Source organism: Buchnera aphidicola (Therioaphis trifolii), from assembly GCF_005080705.1.
In the GTDB taxonomy this organism is placed as follows: Bacteria; Pseudomonadota; Gammaproteobacteria; order Enterobacterales; family Enterobacteriaceae; genus Buchnera_L; species Buchnera_L aphidicola_X.
The window spans coordinates 199,884-220,599 of record NZ_CP032996.1 but is presented as its reverse complement, the minus strand read 5'-3'; the positions used below and the strand labels follow the sequence as shown (position 1 = coordinate 220,599).

At 18.5% G+C, this 20,716-nt stretch carries 19 protein-coding genes; 8 read left to right on the top strand and 11 right to left on the bottom strand.

Annotation, left to right across the window (positions count from 1 at the left end; translation table 11 throughout):
• Positions 1-30: 30 nt before the first annotated feature.
• Positions 31-1,029: a beta-propeller fold lactonase family protein gene (locus D9V81_RS01020; protein WP_158349462.1), complete on the top strand. Its 999-nt coding sequence runs from the start codon at positions 31-33 to the stop codon at positions 1,027-1,029.
• Positions 1,030-1,042: 13 nt separating this feature from the next.
• Here D9V81_RS01020 and bioA read toward each other — a convergent pair whose 3' ends face one another.
• Positions 1,043-2,332, bottom strand: a complete 1,290-nt coding sequence (bioA, locus tag D9V81_RS01015; RefSeq protein WP_158349461.1) for an adenosylmethionine--8-amino-7-oxononanoate transaminase — start codon at positions 2,330-2,332, stop codon at positions 1,043-1,045.
• A 79-nt stretch (positions 2,333-2,411) separates the two neighbouring features.
• Here bioA and bioB point away from each other — a divergent pair, with 79 nt between their 5' ends.
• Both bioB and bioD read left to right on the top strand, forming a co-directional pair.
• Entirely contained in the window at positions 2,412-3,425 is a 1,014-nt protein-coding gene (gene bioB / locus D9V81_RS01010; protein ID WP_158349460.1) for a biotin synthase BioB, read from the top strand.
• An 88-nt stretch (positions 3,426-3,513) separates the two neighbouring features.
• A complete protein-coding gene (gene bioD, locus D9V81_RS01005; protein ID WP_158349459.1) occupies positions 3,514-4,182 on the top strand; it encodes a dethiobiotin synthase in 669 nt (222 codons plus the stop codon).
• A 22-nt stretch (positions 4,183-4,204) separates the two neighbouring features.
• Here bioD and glyA read toward each other — a convergent pair whose 3' ends face one another.
• The 4 genes from glyA to sohB form a co-directional block, all read right to left on the bottom strand.
• Entirely contained in the window at positions 4,205-5,467 is a 1,263-nt protein-coding gene (gene glyA / locus D9V81_RS01000) for a serine hydroxymethyltransferase (RefSeq protein ID WP_158349458.1), read from the bottom strand.
• A 77-nt stretch (positions 5,468-5,544) separates the two neighbouring features.
• Positions 5,545-6,810, bottom strand: a complete 1,266-nt coding sequence (gene hisS, locus D9V81_RS00995) for a histidine--tRNA ligase (protein ID WP_158349457.1) — start codon at positions 6,808-6,810, stop codon at positions 5,545-5,547.
• A 66-nt stretch (positions 6,811-6,876) separates the two neighbouring features.
• Positions 6,877-7,950, bottom strand: coding sequence for a 23S rRNA (adenine(2503)-C(2))-methyltransferase RlmN (rlmN, locus tag D9V81_RS00990; protein WP_158349456.1), 1,074 nt, complete (start codon positions 7,948-7,950; stop codon positions 6,877-6,879).
• Between the two features lie 211 nt (positions 7,951-8,161).
• A complete protein-coding gene (gene sohB, locus D9V81_RS00985; protein WP_158349455.1) occupies positions 8,162-9,118 on the bottom strand; it encodes a protease SohB in 957 nt (318 codons plus the stop codon).
• 145 nt (positions 9,119-9,263) lie between these two features.
• Here sohB and trpD point away from each other — a divergent pair, with 145 nt between their 5' ends.
• From trpD to yciA, 5 genes are all read left to right on the top strand, one after another.
• The gene (gene trpD / locus D9V81_RS00980; protein WP_158349454.1) at positions 9,264-10,274 is read left to right on the top strand and encodes an anthranilate phosphoribosyltransferase; all 1,011 of its coding nucleotides are present in this window, start codon (positions 9,264-9,266) and stop codon (positions 10,272-10,274) included.
• Complete coding sequence (gene trpCF, locus D9V81_RS00975) at positions 10,264-11,625, top strand: bifunctional indole-3-glycerol-phosphate synthase TrpC/phosphoribosylanthranilate isomerase TrpF (protein WP_158349453.1); 1,362 nt, start codon at positions 10,264-10,266, stop codon at positions 11,623-11,625. Before trpD ends, trpCF begins: the two co-directional genes overlap by 11 nt.
• 59 nt (positions 11,626-11,684) lie before the next feature.
• On the top strand, positions 11,685-12,884 hold the full coding sequence (gene trpB / locus D9V81_RS00970; protein ID WP_158349452.1) for a tryptophan synthase subunit beta: 1,200 nt from the start codon (positions 11,685-11,687) through the stop codon (positions 12,882-12,884).
• Positions 12,871-13,677, top strand: coding sequence for a tryptophan synthase subunit alpha (trpA, locus tag D9V81_RS00965; RefSeq protein WP_158349451.1), 807 nt, complete (start codon positions 12,871-12,873; stop codon positions 13,675-13,677). The genes trpB and trpA overlap by 14 nt, the downstream gene beginning before the upstream one ends.
• A gap of 530 nt (positions 13,678-14,207) precedes the next feature.
• Positions 14,208-14,603 (top strand): acyl-CoA thioester hydrolase YciA, encoded by a 396-nt coding sequence (yciA, locus tag D9V81_RS00960; RefSeq protein WP_158349450.1) that lies wholly within the window; start codon positions 14,208-14,210, stop codon positions 14,601-14,603.
• A 45-nt stretch (positions 14,604-14,648) separates the two neighbouring features.
• On the opposite strand, the gene ribA is transcribed toward yciA, so the two are convergent.
• From ribA to D9V81_RS00930, 6 genes are all read right to left on the bottom strand, one after another.
• Positions 14,649-15,239 (bottom strand): GTP cyclohydrolase II, encoded by a 591-nt coding sequence (ribA, locus tag D9V81_RS00955; protein WP_158349449.1) that lies wholly within the window; start codon positions 15,237-15,239, stop codon positions 14,649-14,651.
• Between the two features lie 293 nt (positions 15,240-15,532).
• Positions 15,533-16,435 carry a lipoyl synthase gene (lipA, locus tag D9V81_RS00950; RefSeq protein WP_158349448.1) on the bottom strand — a complete coding sequence of 301 codons (903 nt, stop codon included), beginning with the start codon at positions 16,433-16,435 and terminating at the stop codon, positions 15,533-15,535.
• A 66-nt stretch (positions 16,436-16,501) separates the two neighbouring features.
• Positions 16,502-17,134: a lipoyl(octanoyl) transferase LipB gene (gene lipB, locus D9V81_RS00945; protein ID WP_158349447.1), complete on the bottom strand. Its 633-nt coding sequence runs from the start codon at positions 17,132-17,134 to the stop codon at positions 16,502-16,504.
• A gap of 30 nt (positions 17,135-17,164) precedes the next feature.
• Positions 17,165-17,812, bottom strand: a complete 648-nt coding sequence (locus tag D9V81_RS00940; protein ID WP_158349446.1) for a YchE family NAAT transporter — start codon at positions 17,810-17,812, stop codon at positions 17,165-17,167.
• Positions 17,813-17,923: 111 nt separating this feature from the next.
• Positions 17,924-19,867 (bottom strand): exoribonuclease II, encoded by a 1,944-nt coding sequence (locus D9V81_RS00935; protein ID WP_158349445.1) that lies wholly within the window; start codon positions 19,865-19,867, stop codon positions 17,924-17,926.
• A 58-nt stretch (positions 19,868-19,925) separates the two neighbouring features.
• The gene (locus tag D9V81_RS00930) at positions 19,926-20,708 is read right to left on the bottom strand and encodes an enoyl-ACP reductase (protein WP_158349444.1); all 783 of its coding nucleotides are present in this window, start codon (positions 20,706-20,708) and stop codon (positions 19,926-19,928) included.
• Between the last annotated feature and the right edge of the window lie 8 nt (positions 20,709-20,716).

Sequence of the window (20,716 nt, the reverse complement as noted above, 5' to 3'; positions counted from 1 at the left end):
TATATTTTTTTTATAAAATTTAGGTATATTATGAAACAAATTATTTATGTAGTTACTGCTACAAATAGGGAAATTGAAGTTTGGGAATTATACTATACTGGAAAAATGATTTTAATACAAATTATTAATACTGATAACAAAGAAGGACAACCAATAACTATTTTAAAAAAAAGAAAAAAATTATATATTGGAATAAGACCAAATTATCAAATTTTAGTATATGATATTTTATTTAATGGAACATTAAAAAAAATTGGAAAAATAAATATTCCATATAGTCCTAATTATCTTTCTACTGATAAAAATGAAAAATTTTTATTTTGTAGTTATTATCATGCTGGATGCTTAAGTGTAAGTTATATTAATAATAATCATATTCCAAGTCAACCTATACAAATTTTTAATAATCTTAAAGGATGTCATTCAGTTCATGTAGATACATCAAATACACTAGTTTTAACATTAGCTTTATTAGATGATCGTATTTATATATTTAATTTAAATAATAATAATTTAAAATCACCATTAAAAATGATAAATTACGCAATATGTAAAAAAAAATCAGGTCCAAGACATTTTATATATCATAATAATAAAAAATATTGCTATAGTATTAATGAATTAAATGGAACAATAGATGTATGGAAAATTAATAATATTAAAAAAAATATTAAAAATATTCAAAATATTGATTTATTTTATAAAAATAATAATAATAAATTTTGGTCTTCAGATATCCAAATTACTTCATGTAATAATTATTTATATGCATCTGATAGAATATATAATACAATTAGTGTATTTAAAATTAATACTCAAAAAAAATTAAATTTTATGTATAAAATTTATACTACTAAACAACCAAAATCTTTTATTATAGATTATAATAATAAATATTTAATTTCTGTAGGTCAAAAATCTAATACAATGATCGTATATAGTATTTCTATGGCAAATGGATATTTAAATAAAATGTATGAATATAAAGTGGGTAAAAATCCTACTTGGATTACAAATTATAAAATATAATCATATAATAATTTTAAAAAAAAAATAATGAATTATCTTTAATAGCATATGTAATTGATTTAATTAATTTATTTAAATGAAATTTTTTAATAATATATGGAGGTGTTAAATAAATAATCTTTTTATATGGTCTAATCCAAACTCCATAATTTATAAAAAATTTTTGTATTAATTTTAAATTAATAAAATTATAACATTCAATTACAGCAATTGCACCTAAAATTCTAATTTTAGAAATTCTAGGATGTTTTAATAAAAAAAATAATTTTTTTTTAAAATATTGTTCAATATAATTAATTTGTTTTTTCCATATATTCTTTCTTAATAAAGAAATATTTTTTTTAGCAACAGAACAAGACAATGGATTTCCCATAAATGTTGGACCATGCATAATTTTATAAGGATAATTATTACTAATTTTAATAGCAATTTCTTTAGTAGTAATAGTTGCTGCTAATGTCATCATACCTCCAGTTAATGATTTTCCTATACATAATATGTCTGGAATAATATTAGCATATTGATATGCAAACATTTTTCCAGTTCTTCCAAATCCAGTAGCTATTTCATCAATAATTAATAAAATATTATACATATTACATAATAATCTTATTTGTTTTAAATATTCAGGATGATAAAATGTCATATTACCTATACCTTGTACAATTGGTTCTACAATAACTGCTATAATTTTAAATTTATTTTTTAATATAATATTAATAAAAGAATAAATATCATAATTATTCCATTTTTCTTTAAAAGATAATTTAGGTTGTTTTGCAAATAAATATTTAGGTATAATTTTATTATATAATTTATGCATAGAATTTTTTGGATCACATACTGAAATTGCAGAAAATGTATCTCCATGATATCCATTACGTATTGTTAAAAACATTGTTTTATTATTTTTTTTTAAATTACAATATTGTAATGCCATTTTCATAGCTATTTCAATAGAAACTGATCCAGAATCACATAAAAATATATTATTTAATTTTTTTGGTAGAATTTTTAATAATTCATTACATAAAAAAATTGCAGGATAATGTGTTATTCCTCCAAACATAATGTGTGAAATTTTTTTACTTTGATTTATTAATGTTTTATTTAATAAAGGATGATTATATCCATGAATTATTGCCCACCAGGATGACATTCCATCAATAATGTTTAAACCAGAATTTAATTTAAAATTTATTCCTTTTGCTGAAGAAACAAGATAACAGGGAAGGGGATTAGTAATAGAATCATATGGATGCCAAATATGTTGAGAATTGAAAACTAAATAATTTTTTTTCATAATTCATTTATATTAAAATATTAAATATTTTATCATAAATAATTAATTTAAATAAAAATATTATTTTGGAAATTAATAAATGAAAAAAAAATGGACAATAGATGAAGTAAAACAATTATTTAAAATACCTTTTTTAGAATTAATATTTAATGCACAAAAAATACATCGAAAATATTTTAATCCTAATGAAATTCAAATTAGTACTTTATTATCAATAAAAACCGGTTTATGTCCTGAAGATTGTAAATATTGTTCACAAAGTTCAAGGTATAATACTAATATAAAAAATGAAAAATTATTAGATATTACAAAAATATTAGAAGAAGCAAAAAAGGCAAAAAAATCAGGTTCTAATCGATTTTGTATGGGTGCTGCATGGAAAAATCCTAAAGAAAAAGATATGCCATATTTATTAAAAATAATTAAAAAAATAAAAAAAATGGGTATGGAAACTTGTATGACTTTAGGAAGTATTAATCAAAATCAAGCAGAACGATTATCTATGGCAGGTCTTGATTTTTATAATCATAATTTAGATACTTCAAAAAATTTTTATAAAAATATTATTACTACAAGAACATATCAAGATCGATTAGATACATTAAAAATTATTAGAAAATCAGGAATAAAAGTATGTTCTGGTGGTATATTTGGTTTAGGAGAAAAAACAATTGATCGTATAGAATTATTAATACAATTATCTAATTTAGATAAAGTTCCTGAAAGTATACCTATTAATAGATTAGTAAAAATTAAAGGAACCCCTTTAGAAAATAGTAAAAATATTGAAGATTTTGATTTTATTAAAACTATTGCAGTAACTCGAATTATGATGCCAAAATCTTATATTAGATTATCTGCAGGTCGTGAAAATATGGATCAAAATATGCAAACTATGTGTTTTATGGCAGGTGTAAATTCTATATTCTATGGATGTAAATTATTAACTACATCAAATCCAAAACAAGAAGAAGATTTAAAGTTATTTAAAAAATTAGGATTACATACTAAAAAAAATATTATTAATACTAATAAAAAACATTATTTAAATATAAATAATAAAAAAAATTATTATAATGCTTCATGTAAATAAAATTATAATATATTGTAATATTATAATTCTACCTATTTTAAATAGGTAGTAAAAATTAATTAATATTCTTAAATATAATATAAAAAATATGATAAAAAAATGGTTTATTACTGGAACAAATACTAATGTAGGAAAAACAATAATATCAACAATATTATTAAAAAAAGCATCAAAATTAGGATTTAATACAGCAGGATATAAACCTATATCGACAGGTTGTACACAAACAATTAATGGTTTAAGAAATCAAGATGCAATATTTTTAAAAAAAAATAGTAATATTAAATTTAAATATGAAGAAATTAATCCTTTTTCATTTTATAATCCTCTACCGCCTAATTTTTTAAATAATAAAAACAATCATATTACTTTAAAAAAGTTATCTATTGGATTAAAAATTATCCAAAAAAAATCAAATTGGATTATTATTGAAGGTATTGGTGGATGGTATACACCAATATTTAAAAAAATTACTCTTGCTGATTGGGTAAAAAAAGAAAAAATTCCTGTTATTTTAGTTATTAAAATGGAAATAGGATGTATTAATCATACTATTTTAACAACTCAGGCTATTTTAAATTCTGGTGTACAGTTTTCTGGTTGGTATGCTAATTGTATAAAACCTGAACCATATATTTTAAATTATATATATACAATAAACAAATTTATTAAACAACCATTTTTAGGTATGATTCCTTATTGTAAGGATATAAATGATATTTATAACAATACAATTAATATTAATTTACCAAAATAATTATATTTTTATATAAATTATATTAAAAATGTTTTATATAAACAGGATATTTTTGACATAAATCTAATACATTATTTTTAATATCTAATATTTTTTGATTATTATTATTATTATTAATAATATCTACTATCCATTCAGAAACTATTTTTGATTCTACTTCTTTAAAACCTCTTCTGGTAATAGCAGGAGTTCCGATTCGAATTCCAGAAGTAACAAAAGGACTAGTTGCATCATTTGGGATACTATTTTTATTTACAATAATATTTGCTAATTCCAATAAATATTCTGCTTTTTTTCCAGTAATATTATTTTTTTTTAAATTTATTAAAAATAAATGATTATCTGTTCCACCAGAAACGATATCAAAATTATTTTTTATAAAAGTATTTACCATTATTTTTGAATTTTTTAAAATTTGTTTTTGATATAATTTAAATGATGGATTTAATGCTTCTTTAAAAGCAATAGCTTTAGCCGCAATAACATGCATTAAAGGACCACCTTGAATTCCTGGAAATACTGCAGAATTAATTTTTTGATAAAATTTATCATCTTTATTTTTAGATAATATTAATCCCCCCCTAGGTCCTGATAATGTTTTATGTGTTGTTGTTGTTACAACATCTGCATAATTAATTGGATTAGGATATAAACCTGTAACTACTAATCCAGAAACATGAGAAATATCAGCTAATAAATATGCGTCAATATTATTAGAAATTTCTTTTAAAATTTTCCAATCTATAAATTTTGAAAAAGAAGAAAAGCCTCCAATAATTATTTTAGGTTTATATTTTTTTGCTATATATTCAATTTTATTATAATTAATATTTCCTAATTTATTTAAACCATATGTTATTGATTTATATATTTTTCCGGAAACATTAATTGAAGCACCATGCGTTAAATGCCCGCCATGAGATAAATCCATACCTAATATTAAATCTCCAGGTTTTAATAAAGCTGTATAAACAGCAAAATTAGCCTGTGAACCAGAATGAGGTTGTACATTAGCATAATCTGCTTTAAATAATTTTTTAGCTCTATTAATTGCTATATTCTCTAAATAATCAATAAAATGACAACCACCATAATATCTTTTTCCAGGATATCCTTCAGCATATTTATTAGTTAATTGAGATCCCTGAGCTTGCATAACTGCTATACTAGCATAATTTTCAGAAGCAATTAATTCAATATTTTGCTCTTGTCGAATAATTTCTTTATTTAAATATTTCCATACTTTTAGATCGGATTGTATATTTTCTGTTTGATATGTAAACATATTTAAAATCCTTAAAATTATTAATTTCTATTATTTCTATATTTATATTTAAAAAATTATATTTTAAATTATATTTTTTATAATTGTAATATATTACATATTTTATTTATTATATTTTTTTTTTTAATATCTTCATGTATTTTATTTTTTATATCATATACATTAATTATATTAATATCTTTAACAAATAATATTATTTTACAATAATATTTGTTAATATTTTTAAATATTTTTTTTAATTTTATAGGTTGAAATTCTAATAATACTTTTAATGTTGGAATTATATTTCTAATATGTTCTGATAAAAATATCGCATTATATTTTAATGTTTTTTCATAAAAAAAAATTAAAATATCATATTTTATAATATTTTTAGAAAAAATAGAAAGTGATTGAATTAATAGTAATAGTCTATCCATTCCAATTGCTAAACCAGCTGCAGGAATATTAGGACCTTTTAAAATATTTATTAATTTATTATATCTACCTCCTGCACATATTGTATTTTTTGATCCTAAATAATTAGTTTTCCATTCAAAAACAATATCATTATAATAATCTAATCCTCTAATTAAATTATAATTAATAACATATGGAATATTAAAATGATCCATTAAATTACATAATTTATTAAAACACAATCGAGACTTTAAATTAATAAAATCAATTAAACGCGGTGCTTTAAGTAATATATTTTGAATATTTTGATCTTTACTATCTAAAATTCTTAAAGCATTTTGATCTAATTTTCTTAAATAATTTTTATCTAAAACATTAATATATTTTTTTAAAAATTTTTTTAATTTTATTTTATATTTATTTCGTTCAGCAATAGAACCAATTGAATTAATTTCTAAAGTAATGAATTTTGAGATTTTTAATTGATTAAAAAATTTATTTATTAAAAGAATTAATTCTAATTCTATTTCTGGATCTGAAAATCCAAATGTTTCAATACCAAATTGATAAAATTGACGATATCGACCTTTTTGAGGACGTTCATATCTAAACATTGGTCCATAATACCATAATTTTTGTTTTTGATGATATAATAATTTATTTTGAATAACAAATCTTGCACAACTGGTTGTTCCTTCAGGACGTAGAGTTATATTTATTCCTTTTTTATCATAAAATGAATACATTTCTTTTCCAATAATATCAGTTGTATTACCAATTGATTTTTGAAATAATATTGTTTTTTCTACTATTGGAAATCTAATTTCATGATAACTATAACTATATAATATTTTTTTTAATATATTTTCTATTTTATTCCAAATTAAAATATCCTGAGGGAGGTAATCATGCATACCTTTTATAGATTTAAAAATATAATTCACATATTATTCCTATTTTAAATATATATTAAATATTTATTATAAAATTATAATATAATTTTTTATATTTTATTTAATATAATTACCTGTTAATTGTCCACATGCAGCTTGAATATCTTGTCCTCGAGACTTACGAATGGTAGTAATAAAACCATGTTTAATTAAAAATTTAGAAAATATATTTATTTGATTATTTGTACTACATTTTAAATAATTATTTGAAAAATTATTAAAAGGAATTAAATTAATTTTACTAGGTATGTTTTTTAATAATTTTATTAATTCTTTAGCATGAAAAATAGTATCATTAATATTTTTTAACATGATATATTCTATTGTTATTCCATTTTTATTTAATTTTGATTTTTTTATAAATCTTGATATTGAAGATAAAAGTAAATGAATATTATATTTTTTATTAATTGGCATTAAATGATTTCTAACATCATCATTTGATGCATGCAATGAAACTGCTAATTTAACATCTATGATATTAGATAATTTATCTATTGCAGGTATAATTCCTGATGTTGATAATACCACTTTTTTTTTAGAAATATTAAAACCAAATTTATCAAATATAATTTTTAATGATTGAATAACATTTTTTAAATTTAATAAAGGTTCTCCCATTCCCATAAAAACTATATTAGTAATTGGATTTAATTTTTTATTTTTTTTAATACTTTTACAAATTCTCCAAATTTGACCAATAATTTCTGAAACTAATAAATTTTTTTTAAAACCTTGTTCACCAGTTGCACAAAATTTACATTTTAAAATACACCCAATTTGTGAAGAAATGCACAAAGTATTTCTTTTTTTTTCAGGAATATATATTGTTTCAATAATTCCATTATTTACAGAAAATAACCATTTAATTGTATGATCTTTAGAAATTACTTTTTTAATATAATTTGGAGCTTGAATATAACTTAAATTATATAATTTTTTTTTTAAAGTATCTTTCAAATTAGTCATTTGATTAAAATCAGTACAAAAATGTTTATATATCCAATTCATAATTTGATTTGCTCTAAATGGTTTTTCATTAATTGAATACATAAAATTTTTCATTTGAGAATAATCAAAATTTAATAAATTTATTTTTTTTTTATTATTTAAATTTAATAAAATTTTCATAATTAGTATAAAATTACATTATTATAAATAATATAATATAATTATATTTTTAAAAAACATCAATAAAAAATAATTATATAAGAAATATTATAAATATATTTAAATAATAATATAATAAATGATATTAATTATTATAATTTATTATTTAAATATATTTATAATATTAAATATAATATAAATATATTTTATTAAAAAAATAATTTAATTAAAATTAATTTAATATAGTAAATATTTTTTTTAAAAAGTTTAAAATAAAATTATTAAAAATATTTCTTGATTTAATATATTTAATAGAAATAACATTAAATTTTTTCATATTTTTTAAAATTACATCTTCACTTGTATTTATCTCATCAATTAATTTTTTTTTTAAAGCTGTTATTCCAAACCAATAATCGCCATTAGAAACTTTTTCAATATTTAAATTAGGTCTCATTTTAAAAATAAAATCTTTAAAAAGTTTATATGTAATATTTAATTTTTTTTGAAAATTTAAACGATGATGATCATTATTTTCTCCAAACATTGTTAAATTTCTTTTATAATGACCTGCTGTATGTATTTCCATATCAATATTATTTTTTTTTAATAATCTATGAAAATTAGGAATTTGTCCAATTACTCCAATAGAACCAATGATAGCAAATGGAGCAGCATAAATATAATTAGCAACACATGCCATCATATATCCTCCACTAGCAGCTATTTTATCTATTACTACTGTTAATTTAATATTATGATTTCGTAATCTTTGTAATTGAGATGCTGCTAAACCATATTCATGTACTGTTCCTCCAAAACTTTCTAATTTTAATAAAACCTCATCATTAGGTTGAATAATAGAAATAATAATAGAAATTTCTTTTTTTAAATGAGATACTTCACTTGCATGAACATCACCATAAAAACTTAAAACATATAATATTGGTTTTTTATAATCCCATTTAGTGTGTTTTATAAAATTTTTTTTATTAAATTGTATTTTATTTTTAAATGATATATCAATTATATGATTGTAAAAATTAGAAATACTTTTAATTTTTAATTTATATTTTTTTTTAATATTTTTTTTAAAAAAATAAGAAACTGATATTATGAAAATAAATATTAATATTAAATAAGTAATTAATTTTAATAAAAATAAACTATATTCAAATAATAAATCCATATAATAATTCCTATAAAAATATATAAATATAAAATTATTGTATAAAATAATTATAGATATATTATATTATATATAATATTTATTAAAAAATTTAATTCTTAATAAAATTTACAATATTAATAATATTAATAATATAAAATATAAAATGAAAAAAATATTTAAAAAAATATATGCATTAAAAACATGTAATGAATTAGAAAGTTATAATTTATTTAAAAAAATTATCAAAAATAAAATATCTGTAATAAAATTAACATCAATATTAACTATTTTAAAAATAAGATTAGAATCAATTAATGAAATTATTGGTGCAATAAAATGTTTACAAGAAAATTCTATTAATTTTCCAAAACCTAAATATTTATTTGCAGATATTGCAGGAACGGGTGGAGATCATGTTAATATAATTAATGTATCTACGTTAAGTGCTTTAGTAGTTTCATCTCTTGGATTAAAAATTATTAAACATTGTAATAGTGGTGTATCTAGTCAATTAGGATCTGCAGATATATTAAAAAAAAATAATATTAATATTAAAATAAACCCTAAAGAATCTAAAAAACAATTAGATAAATTAAATATATGTTTTTTATACGCCCCTCAATATCATTTTGGTTTTAAGTATGTAACAAAAATAAGAAAAGAATTAAAAACAAGAACTATATTTAATATATTAGGTCCATTATTAAATCCCTCAAGACCAAATTATTCTGTTATTGGAGTATATTCACCTCATTTATTATTACCTCTAGCTAAAATTGTTCATCAATTAAATTATGAAAGAGTAATATTATTACATAGTCATGGTATAGATGAAATTACATTAAATTATAAAACAAAGATAGTAGAAGTTAAAAATGGAAAAATTATTTCATATAATTTATATCCTGAAGATTTTGGAATTAATAGAGTAAAAAATTTTTTGTTTAAAAAAAAAACTATTCAAGAAAATTATTTAGATTTTAAAAATATATGTAAAGGTAGAGGACCTATTGAATATAAATATTTAATTGCAATGAATGCAGCAATTTTACTTAAAATATTTGGATATGAGAATCTTAAATTAAATACAAAAATATGTTTTGAAAAAATTGAAAGTGGAGAAATTAATCAACATATAAAAAATATATCAAAAGAGAAAAATTATGACAATTAATATTTTAAATAATATTTTATATGATAAATTAAGTTGGTTAAAAATTCAAAAAAAAAAAAAATCAATATATGACATTCAAAGAAATATTACTATTTCAAATCGAAATTTTTATAAAAAATTACAATCTGAACAATCAATTTTTATTCTAGAAATTAAAAAATCATCTCCATCAAAAGGAATTATTAATAATAAATTTAATATTAATAATATTATTAAATATTATAAAAGACATGCATCAGCTATTTCTATTTTAACTGATGAAAAATATTTTCAGGGTAAATTTGAATTTTTATCTCAAGTAAGTACATTAGTTAAACAACCAATATTATGTAAAGATTTTTTTATTGATCCTTATCAAATATATTTAGCTAGATATCATCATGCTGATGCTATATTATTAATGTTATCTGTATTAAATGATCAACAATATAAATCTTTAGAATATATTGCACATCAATTAAATATGGGAATTCTAACTGAAATTAATAATATATCTGAATTAAATCGAGCAATTCAATTAAATGTTAAAATTATTGGTATAAATAATAGAAATTTAAAAAATTTAAATATTGATATCAATAGAACATATAAACTTGCTCCATTAATACCTAAAAATAAAATTATTATTAGTGAATCTGGAATAAAAAATAATCAACAAGTAAAAAAATTAAAAAATATAGTTAATGGATTTTTAATTGGTTCATCCATTATGAAATCTAAAAATATTGGTTTAAAAATTAATAGTATTTTATTTGGTAATAATAAAATTTGTGGTTTAACAAGACCTAAAGATGCTAAAATATCTAAAAAATTAGGTGCAGTATATGGAGGATTAATATTTATTCCAAATTCTTTAAGGTATATTAAATATAATATTGCAAAAAATATTATTAATTCAACAAAATTAAAATACGTTGGAGTATTTCAAAATGAAAATATTGATAAAATTAATTTTTTATTTAAAAAATTAAATTTATATGCTATACAATTGCATGGAAATGAAAATCAAAAATATATTATTAATTTAAAAAAAAAAATATACAAAAATATTAAAATTTGGAAAGCGATTTATATAGAAAAAAATCAAAAAAAATTAAATTTTAAATATATTGATTATTATTTATTTGATAATTTTAAAGGGGGTAGTGGAATAAGTTTTGATTGGAAAAAAATTAAAAATTATAATTTAAAAAAAGTGTTTTTATCTGGAGGATTATCATTAGAAAATTGTGATGCAGCATCTAAATTAAATTGTTTTGGATTAGATTTTAATTCAAAATTAGAAAAATTCCCTGGAATTAAAGATCATACAAAATTAAAAAAGTTATTTAAAAAATTAAAATCATTATAAATTAATATTATTAATTAAAAATAATATTTTAATTAATATTTATAATAGGAATTATTATTATGAATTTATTAAATCCATATTTTGGAAATTTTGGTGGCATGTATGTACCTCAAATTTTAATTCCAGCATTAAAACAATTAGAAAAATATTTTGTAAATTCACAAAATAATTCTAATTTTCAAAAAAAATTATCTTATTTATTAAAAAATTATGCAGGTCGACCTACTCCATTAACATTATGTAAAAATATAACAAAAAATACAAAAACAAAAATTTATCTAAAAAGAGAAGATTTATTACATGGGGGAGCTCATAAAACTAATCAAGTTCTTGGTCAGGCATTATTAGCAAAAGAAATGAATAAAAAATATGTATTAGCAGAAACTGGAGCAGGACAACATGGAGTAGCAACAGCATTTGCTTGTTCATTATTAAATTTAAAATGTCGTATTTATATGGGTAATAAAGATATAAAAAGACAAAAAACTAATGTTTTTAAAATGAAATTAATGGGAGCAAAAGTTATACCTGTAAAAAATGGTTCTGAAACATTAAAAGATGCTTGTAATGAAGCTTTAAGAGATTGGACAGAAAATTATAATAATAGTTATTATATGCTAGGAACAGCTGCAGGACCTCACCCATATCCTATTATGGTACGGGAATTTCAAAAAATTATTGGTATTGAAACAAAACAACAAATTTTAAATCAAGAATCACAATTACCAGATAAAATTATTGCATGTGTTGGTGGAGGATCTAATGCTATTGGTATATTTCATAATTTTATTAATGATAATGTCAAACTTATTGGAATTGAGCCAGGAGGTTTAGGAATTTTAACAGGAAAACATGGTGCACCAATAAAGCATGGAAAAACAGGAATTTATTTTGGAATGAAATCTGCTATGATGCAAAATATAGATGGACAAATTAAAAAATCACATTCTATTTCAGCTGGATTAGATTTTCCATCTGTTGGTCCAGAACATGCTTGGTTAAATTCTATTGGTAGAGTTGTTTATGATTCAATAACTGATAAAGAAGCATTAAATGCATTTATTAATTTATGTAAATATGAAGGTATCATTCCTGCTTTAGAATCTTCACATGCTCTTGCTTATGCATTAAAAATTATGAATAAAAATCCTAATAAAAAACAAATTATTGTTGTAAATTTATCTGGAAGAGGAGATAAAGATATTTTAACAGTATATAAAAATATTTCAAATCAGGAAAAATATTATGAATCGATATGAGATAATGTTTCAAAAAATAAAATTAATTAATGAAGGATGTTTTGTTCCATATATAACTATTGGAGATCCATCTATACAATCATTTTATCAAATTATTGATATTTTTATTAAATCAGGTGTTAATGCATTAGAATTAGGCATACCTTTTTCAGATCCATTAGCAGATGGAATTATTGTACAAAATGCTAATATGCGTGTTTTATCTAATAAAATTACTATTTCTAAATGTTTTAAAATTTTAAATACAATACGAAAAAAATATCCTACTATTCCAATTGGAATATTAGTTTATGCAAATATTATTTTTAATAAAGGCATTAAAAATTTTTATAAAAAATGTAAAAAAATTGATATAGATTCAGTATTAATACCTGATCTTCCTATAGAAGAATCTTCAATTTTTGAATATTATTCTAAAAAATATAATATACTTCAAATTTTTATTTGTCCTCCTAATTCTGATAAAAAATTAATAAAAAAAATAGCAAAAAAAAGTAAAGGATATGTTTATTTAATTACACATTCTGGAGTTACTGGATTAAAAAATAAAATTAATAATCCTAATTTAAATATTATTAATCAATTAAAAAAATATAATTCTAAACCAATTTTACAAGGTTTTGGAATTTCAAAAATACAACATATTAAAAATTCATTATCATCTGGAACTCAGGGTGTAATTTGTGGTTCTATAATTATAAAATTAATTGAAAAATATCATTATAATAATGATATTATGTTAAAAAAAATTAAAAAATTAATTTTTAAATTAAAATCTGCAACAATTAAATAGATTATGTTTTAAAATTTTATATTATTATAAATTATGTTATTTATCATGATATATTAAATATATTAAATTAAAAAACATTAAAAAATCAATTATGTTAAAAATATTAATAATAATAATATTTTTATTAATTATAATTAATATTATTAAAATATTAATGACAACATTTTTATCATCATTTTTTATATTATTAATAATTTCAATTTTAATATTTATTAGAAATAATTTTTATTATATAAAATTAATAATTAAAAAAAAAATAAAATTAAAAATAATATTTTTTATTATAATATTATTATTATTTTTAATATTAAAATTAAATATTTTTTTATTATTAAATCAAATCATATTATTTATAATAAAAAATTTATTATTAATAATATATAATATAATTATTTTTTTAATAATAAAAATATTAATTTTTTTTATAATAATATTTATTTTTTATTGTTTATTAAAATTATATTTAAAAAAAATATAAAAATGTTTAAATTTAATAAAATTATCATATTATAAAAAATAAAAAAATTTATATGAATACAATAAAGAAATCTATAAAAAAAAAAATAGTATTACGAACGTTAGCTATGCCATCTGATACAAATGCTAATGGAGATATTTTTGGCGGTTGGATTATGTCTCAAATGGATATGGGAGGAGCAATTTTAGCAAAACAAATTTCTAAAGGTAAAGTAGTAACATTAAAAGTTCATGAAATGATTTTCTTTAAAAGAATATCTATTGGAGATTTAGTAAGTTGTTATGCTCATTGTATAAATATTGGTAATACATCATTAAAAATTAAAATTGAAGTATGGATAAAAAAAATTACTTCTCAACCATTAGGATCTAAATTTAAAATTGCAAAAGCTATATTTACTTATGTAGCTATTGATAAAAATGGTAATCCAAGATTTATTTTTAAATAAAATTTTTAATTTTAAAAAAAATTAGTTATTATATTTATTTTTTTATTAATTAGGAATTAAATGCCCCATTTTATTAATTTTAGTATTTAAATATTTTTCATTTTCAGAATTTTTTTTAATAATTAAATCAATTCTCTTTACAACATGAATACCTGAATTATTTAATATTTTTACTTTTAATGGATTATTAGTTAATAATCTAATTTTATAAATATTCATTAATTTTAATATATCCGAACATACAGTAAAATCTCGTTCATCAGCTGAAAAACCTAATTTATGATTTGCTTCTACTGTATCTAATCCACAATCTTGTAAATGATATGCTTTAATTTTATTTAATAAACCAATATTACGTCCTTCTTGTCTATGATAAATTAATATACCCTGACCTTCTTTAGCAATTAACATTAATGACATTTTTAATTGTTCACCACAATCACATCTTAAACTAAATAAAGAATCTCCAGTTAAACATTCTGAGTGAATTCTAACTAATAATGGATGATTTTTTGTAATATCTCCATAAGTTAAAACAACATGATGCTTATTTTTTAAAATTTCTTCAAATCCAATTATTATAAATTTTCCCCATGGTGTAGGTAAAATAGCATCTTGTATACGTTTAATTTTCATATTTACTCTTATAAAATAAAATAATATTCATTATTTTAATACAATAAAATATTTTATTTAAATTTTTAATTATATTTTAAATATTTTATTTAAAATATAAATGTATTTTATAATTAATAATAATTATTATTTAAAAATTTTTTAAATAATATTTTTAAAAATATTTTAAAATGTTTTATTTTTTATTTTAAAAATTAAATATTATAATTTTAATAATAAAATTTAATAAATATAAATAATTTCATTATATAATTTAATAAAAAAAAATAATTAACATAATAAAAATATAATAATTATTTTATTTGTTTATTTGCATGATATGAAGAACGAACTAATGGACCACAAAATGCATTAGTAAATCCCATTGATAATGCTTGATTTTTATAATATTGAAATTCTTCAATTGTAATATATTTTTTAACTGAAATATGATTTTTACTAGGTTGTAAATATTGACCTAAAGTTAACATATTAACACCATTTTCTCTTAAATCTTTTAATACTTGAATAATTTCTTCTTTTGTTTCACCTAATCCTAACATTAAACCAGATTTAGTAGGAATATTTGGATTTTTTTGTTTAAAATAATTTAATAAATAAAGTGATTTTTGATAATTTGCACCTGGTCTAATGATTTTATATAAACGAGGAACATTTTCTAAATTATGATTAAAAATATCTGGAGGATAAGTAGATAAAATATCTATTGAATATTTTATTGAGTTTCGAAAATCAGGAACTAAAATTTCAATTTTTATTTTTTTATTAATGCGTAATTTTTTAATACACTTTACAAAATGTTTAGCTCCTCCATCTTTTAAATCATCACGATTTACCGAAGTAATTACTATATGTTTAATTCCCATTTGAAATACTGTCTTTGATAATTTATATGGTTCATTTTTATCAATAATATTTGGTCTACCTTTTTTTACTGCACAAAATGGACATTTTCGAGTACATATATTACCTAAAATCATAAATGTTGCAGTTTTATTATTAAAACATTCTGGTAAATTAGGACATAAAGCTTCTTCACAAACAGTATGAAGAGAATTTGTTTTTAAAATATTTTTTATCTTATTAATATAAAAAAATGATTTTGGTAATTTAATTCTAATCCAATTTGGTTTAGATAATTTTTTATTTTTTAAAAAAATATTTTTTTTTAATTTTATATTATTTAATTTATTCATTTGATTTTTTTTAATTTTATTTATTAATATTATATTAAATGATATTGAATTATATTTATAAATAATTTATGTTAAAAAAATAAAAAAATTTTTTATTAAAATTTTTCTTACAATTTCTAAAGAAATATGTTTATTAATATCATACATATGAGTCATAATAATTGTACTATCGCCACATGGATGAATATATTTAAATGGTTCTAAATTCATTTTAATATTTAAAGAAAAACCATGTAAAGTAAAATATTTTTTAATACGTAATCCAATAGAACAAATTTTTTTTTTTTCTACATATATTCCTGGAATAATTCCGGTATTACCAATAATAGAAAAATAATATAATGTATTTAATACAACATTATTTATTATAGATAATAATTGTCTAATATTTATTTTTAATCTTTTTAAATTTAATAATAAATATACAACTTGTTGTCCTGGACCATGATATGTTATTTTTCCACCTCTATTAGTATATAATATTGGAATATTATTAATATTTTTTTTTAAACTATTATATTCAAATTGTCCTTGTGTATAAATTGGATAATGTTCTACAAACCAAATTTCATCTAATGTATTTTCATTTCTAAAATTTGTAAAATAAGTCATTTTATTAAAAATATCTTCCCAAGAAGATAATTGAAAATTTCGAATAATAATATTATTTTTTTTTAAATAATTATTTATTAATTTCATAAAATTAATAACATTATATTATTAAATAAATTATAACATTTTTGTAAAAATAGTAATAATACTAGAAATAATAAATTCAATTCCTAATGACATTAATAATAATCCCATAATTCTTGTTAATATATTAATACCTGTTGATCCAAGAATTTTAATAAAAATAGGAGCAATTTGGAAAAATATCCAACAAATAAAAGAAAATAATAATATTACTAAAATACAACCCAATTTATTATTCCAATTATTATGATGTGTACTCCATATAATAGTAGAACTAATTGCTCCTGGACCAGCAATTAATGGCATAGCTAAAGGTATAATACTAATATTTTCTTTGTTATAAAAAAATTTATTTTTATTTTTATTTTTTATTAAATTATTCATTAAAGTTCCATGAATCATAGATATTGAAATACTAATTATTAATATTCCTCCAGCAATTCTAAATGATTCTATAGAGATTTCAAAAAAATTTAAAATCATATTACCTAAAGATAATGAAATAATTAAAATAAAAGCTGCAGTTATATTTGAAATAATATTTATTTTATTTCGTTCTTTAGTAGATTGAAAACCTGTCATTGCTATAAAAATAGGAATCATACCAATAGGATTAATTACAGCAAATAAACCTAAAAAAAAATGTAAATAATTTTTAAAATCTATATTTAAATTATTCAAGAAATCTCCTAAATATTTTTTATGTTAAAAAAAATAAAAATTTGATATTTTATATAAAATTATAATTCAATTATTAAATATATTTAAAATAAAAATTTATTTTAAATATATTTATAATTTTATATATGGTTTAGCAATTATAATATTTTCATGAGTATTAATATTTAAAATTATTACTTTTATTACATCAGATATTCGATATAATATTTTATCTTTAAAATATAAAATTCCATTTTTTCGATCACATATAAAATTTTTATTGTAATGATACATATATGTAATAGGAATAAATATATTTGCACCATTAATTAATAAACGTGCTTTTATTCCAGAATTTAAAATATCAAAAATGTTTGCTATAAAAATTTTATTAAAATAATTATTTTTTTTAAAAAATTTTATATATAACCAATTGGTTATATTTTTTTTAATTGTTTGATGCCGTCTTTTACAATTAATAATTTTTGATATAATATTATTATTAGGTTTTTTTGAGGGATATCCTAAAATAATATTTTTTAATAATCTATGATTAATCATATCACTATATTTTCGTATTGGAGATGTCCAAGTTAAATATTGATTGAATCCTAAAGCAAAATGAGGTTTAGGAATTGTACTAATTGTTCCTAATGATTGATATCTTCGAATTCGATAATTTATATAATTATTAGAAAATGAATTTAATACACGATATAATTCACAAAATCCCATTAAAGTAATAATTTTTTTATAATGAATATTAATATCATATTTTTTAAGAATTAAAGAAACATGTTTAGCATTTACCGTATTAAAACCTAAATGAATATTATAAATTCCAAAACCTAAATGTTTAGATAAAAAATTTGCTGCACTAACATTTGCAATAATCATAGCTTCTTCAATCATTTTATGTGCAATATTTCTATATTCAACAGAAATTTTTATAATATCATAATTATCAGAAAGATGAAATTTATATTCAAGCGTATCTTTAAAAATTAGTGCATTTTTTTTTCTCCATAATATTCTTCTATTACATAATTTATATAATAAATTAATTTGATTAATAATTTTATTATTATCAGGTTTCCAAATTCCAATACCATTAATCCAATTTGAAACATTATTATAATTTAATTTAGCATATGATTTAATAAATGCTAAAAAAAAATTTATTTTTTTAGATATATTACCATACTGATCAATAATAACCTCACAAGCTAAAACTGGTTTCTTTAAATTAGGATGTAAAGAAAACATATCTTCTGATAATATTTTTGGTAACATAGGAATATCAAAACCTGGTAAATAATTTGTAAATAATCTATTTGAAGCAATAATATCTAAATCACTATCTGGATTAATATAAGAAGTAGGATCTGAAATAGCTATAATAATTTTAATATTTTGATTATCTATTTTTTCAACAAATATAGCATCATCTATATCTTTTGTAGAATCATTATCTATAGTAATAAATGTTAAGTCAGTTAAATCTTTTCGAAAAATATTTTTATTAAAATTTAAATTATTAATATTAAATTTAGGAAAAAAAACTTTAACATTATAATATGTTAAAATTACTTTCCATGGTAATAAATTATCATTTTTTGAAGAAATAAATTTTATTAATTTTGCATTAAAATCTTTATAATTATCTAATTTATGTTGTATTAATTTTGCAAAAAACCAATCTCCTTTTTTTATTACACCAAAATTTTGATTATCAAAATGACAAATTATTAATTCTTTTAAAAAAGGATAATGAGGTTGAATAAAAATTTTTAATCCTATTTTTATAATTGTACCTATAAAAATATCTAAAAATGATTTAATTAATATTAAAGGTTGTGCAAATTTTTTATTTTTTTTGACACAAATTTTTACTAAAATTTTATCTCCATTTATTACTTTTTTAATATATTTGGATGGAATAAAATAATTAATTTTAAATTTTGATTTTAAAAAACCAAATCTATTATCATGTTTTTCAACAATACCTATTACTTTCTGATCTTCTAATACTAATTTATTTTTTAATTGTAATAAAAAATTTTTTTTTTGTAACATAAAATATACCTAAAATATTAAAAAAAATAAAATTTTTAATTAATAATTTTATATTAAACTAATATAAATGATTCATCATAGATGTACTTAAACCTCCATCAACATAAATAATTTGTCCTGTAATACCACTAGATAAATTTGAACATAAAAATGCTGCGGTATTTCCAATTTCTTCAATTGTTACTAATCTTTGAATAGGAGAAAAATGTTTTGAATAATTTAATATTTTTTTAAAATTTGGAATATTATATGATGAAATTGTTTTAATAGGTCCAGCAGAAATAGCATTAATTCTGAATTGATTTTTTTTAAAATTATTTGATATATATTTAACATTAGCTTCTAAAGAAGCTTTTGCAATTCCCATTACATTATAATAAGGTATTACAATTTGTGATCCTAAATATGTTAAAGTAACTATTGAAGATCCAATATTTAATCTATGTTTACATTCTTGTATCATAGATATTAAACTATAAGAAGTAATATAATTTGTTTTTATAAAATCTTTTTTATTAATTGTTTCAAGATAATTTTTTGAAAATTGTATTTTTGGACTATATGCAATAGAATGTACAAAACCATCAAATTTATTCCAATATTTAAATAATTTAAAAAATAATTTTTTAATATTATTTAAATTATTAAAATTACAAGTTATTACAATATTTGAATTTAAATTTTTAGCAATTTTTTTAATTTTATATTTATTTTTTTTATTTAAACATGTAAAAGCTAATGATGCTTTTTGATAATTCATTGCTTTAGCAATTCCATATGCAATAGATTTTTTATTTAAAATACCAGTAATTAAAATTTTTTTATTTTTTAAAAATCCCATATTTTCCT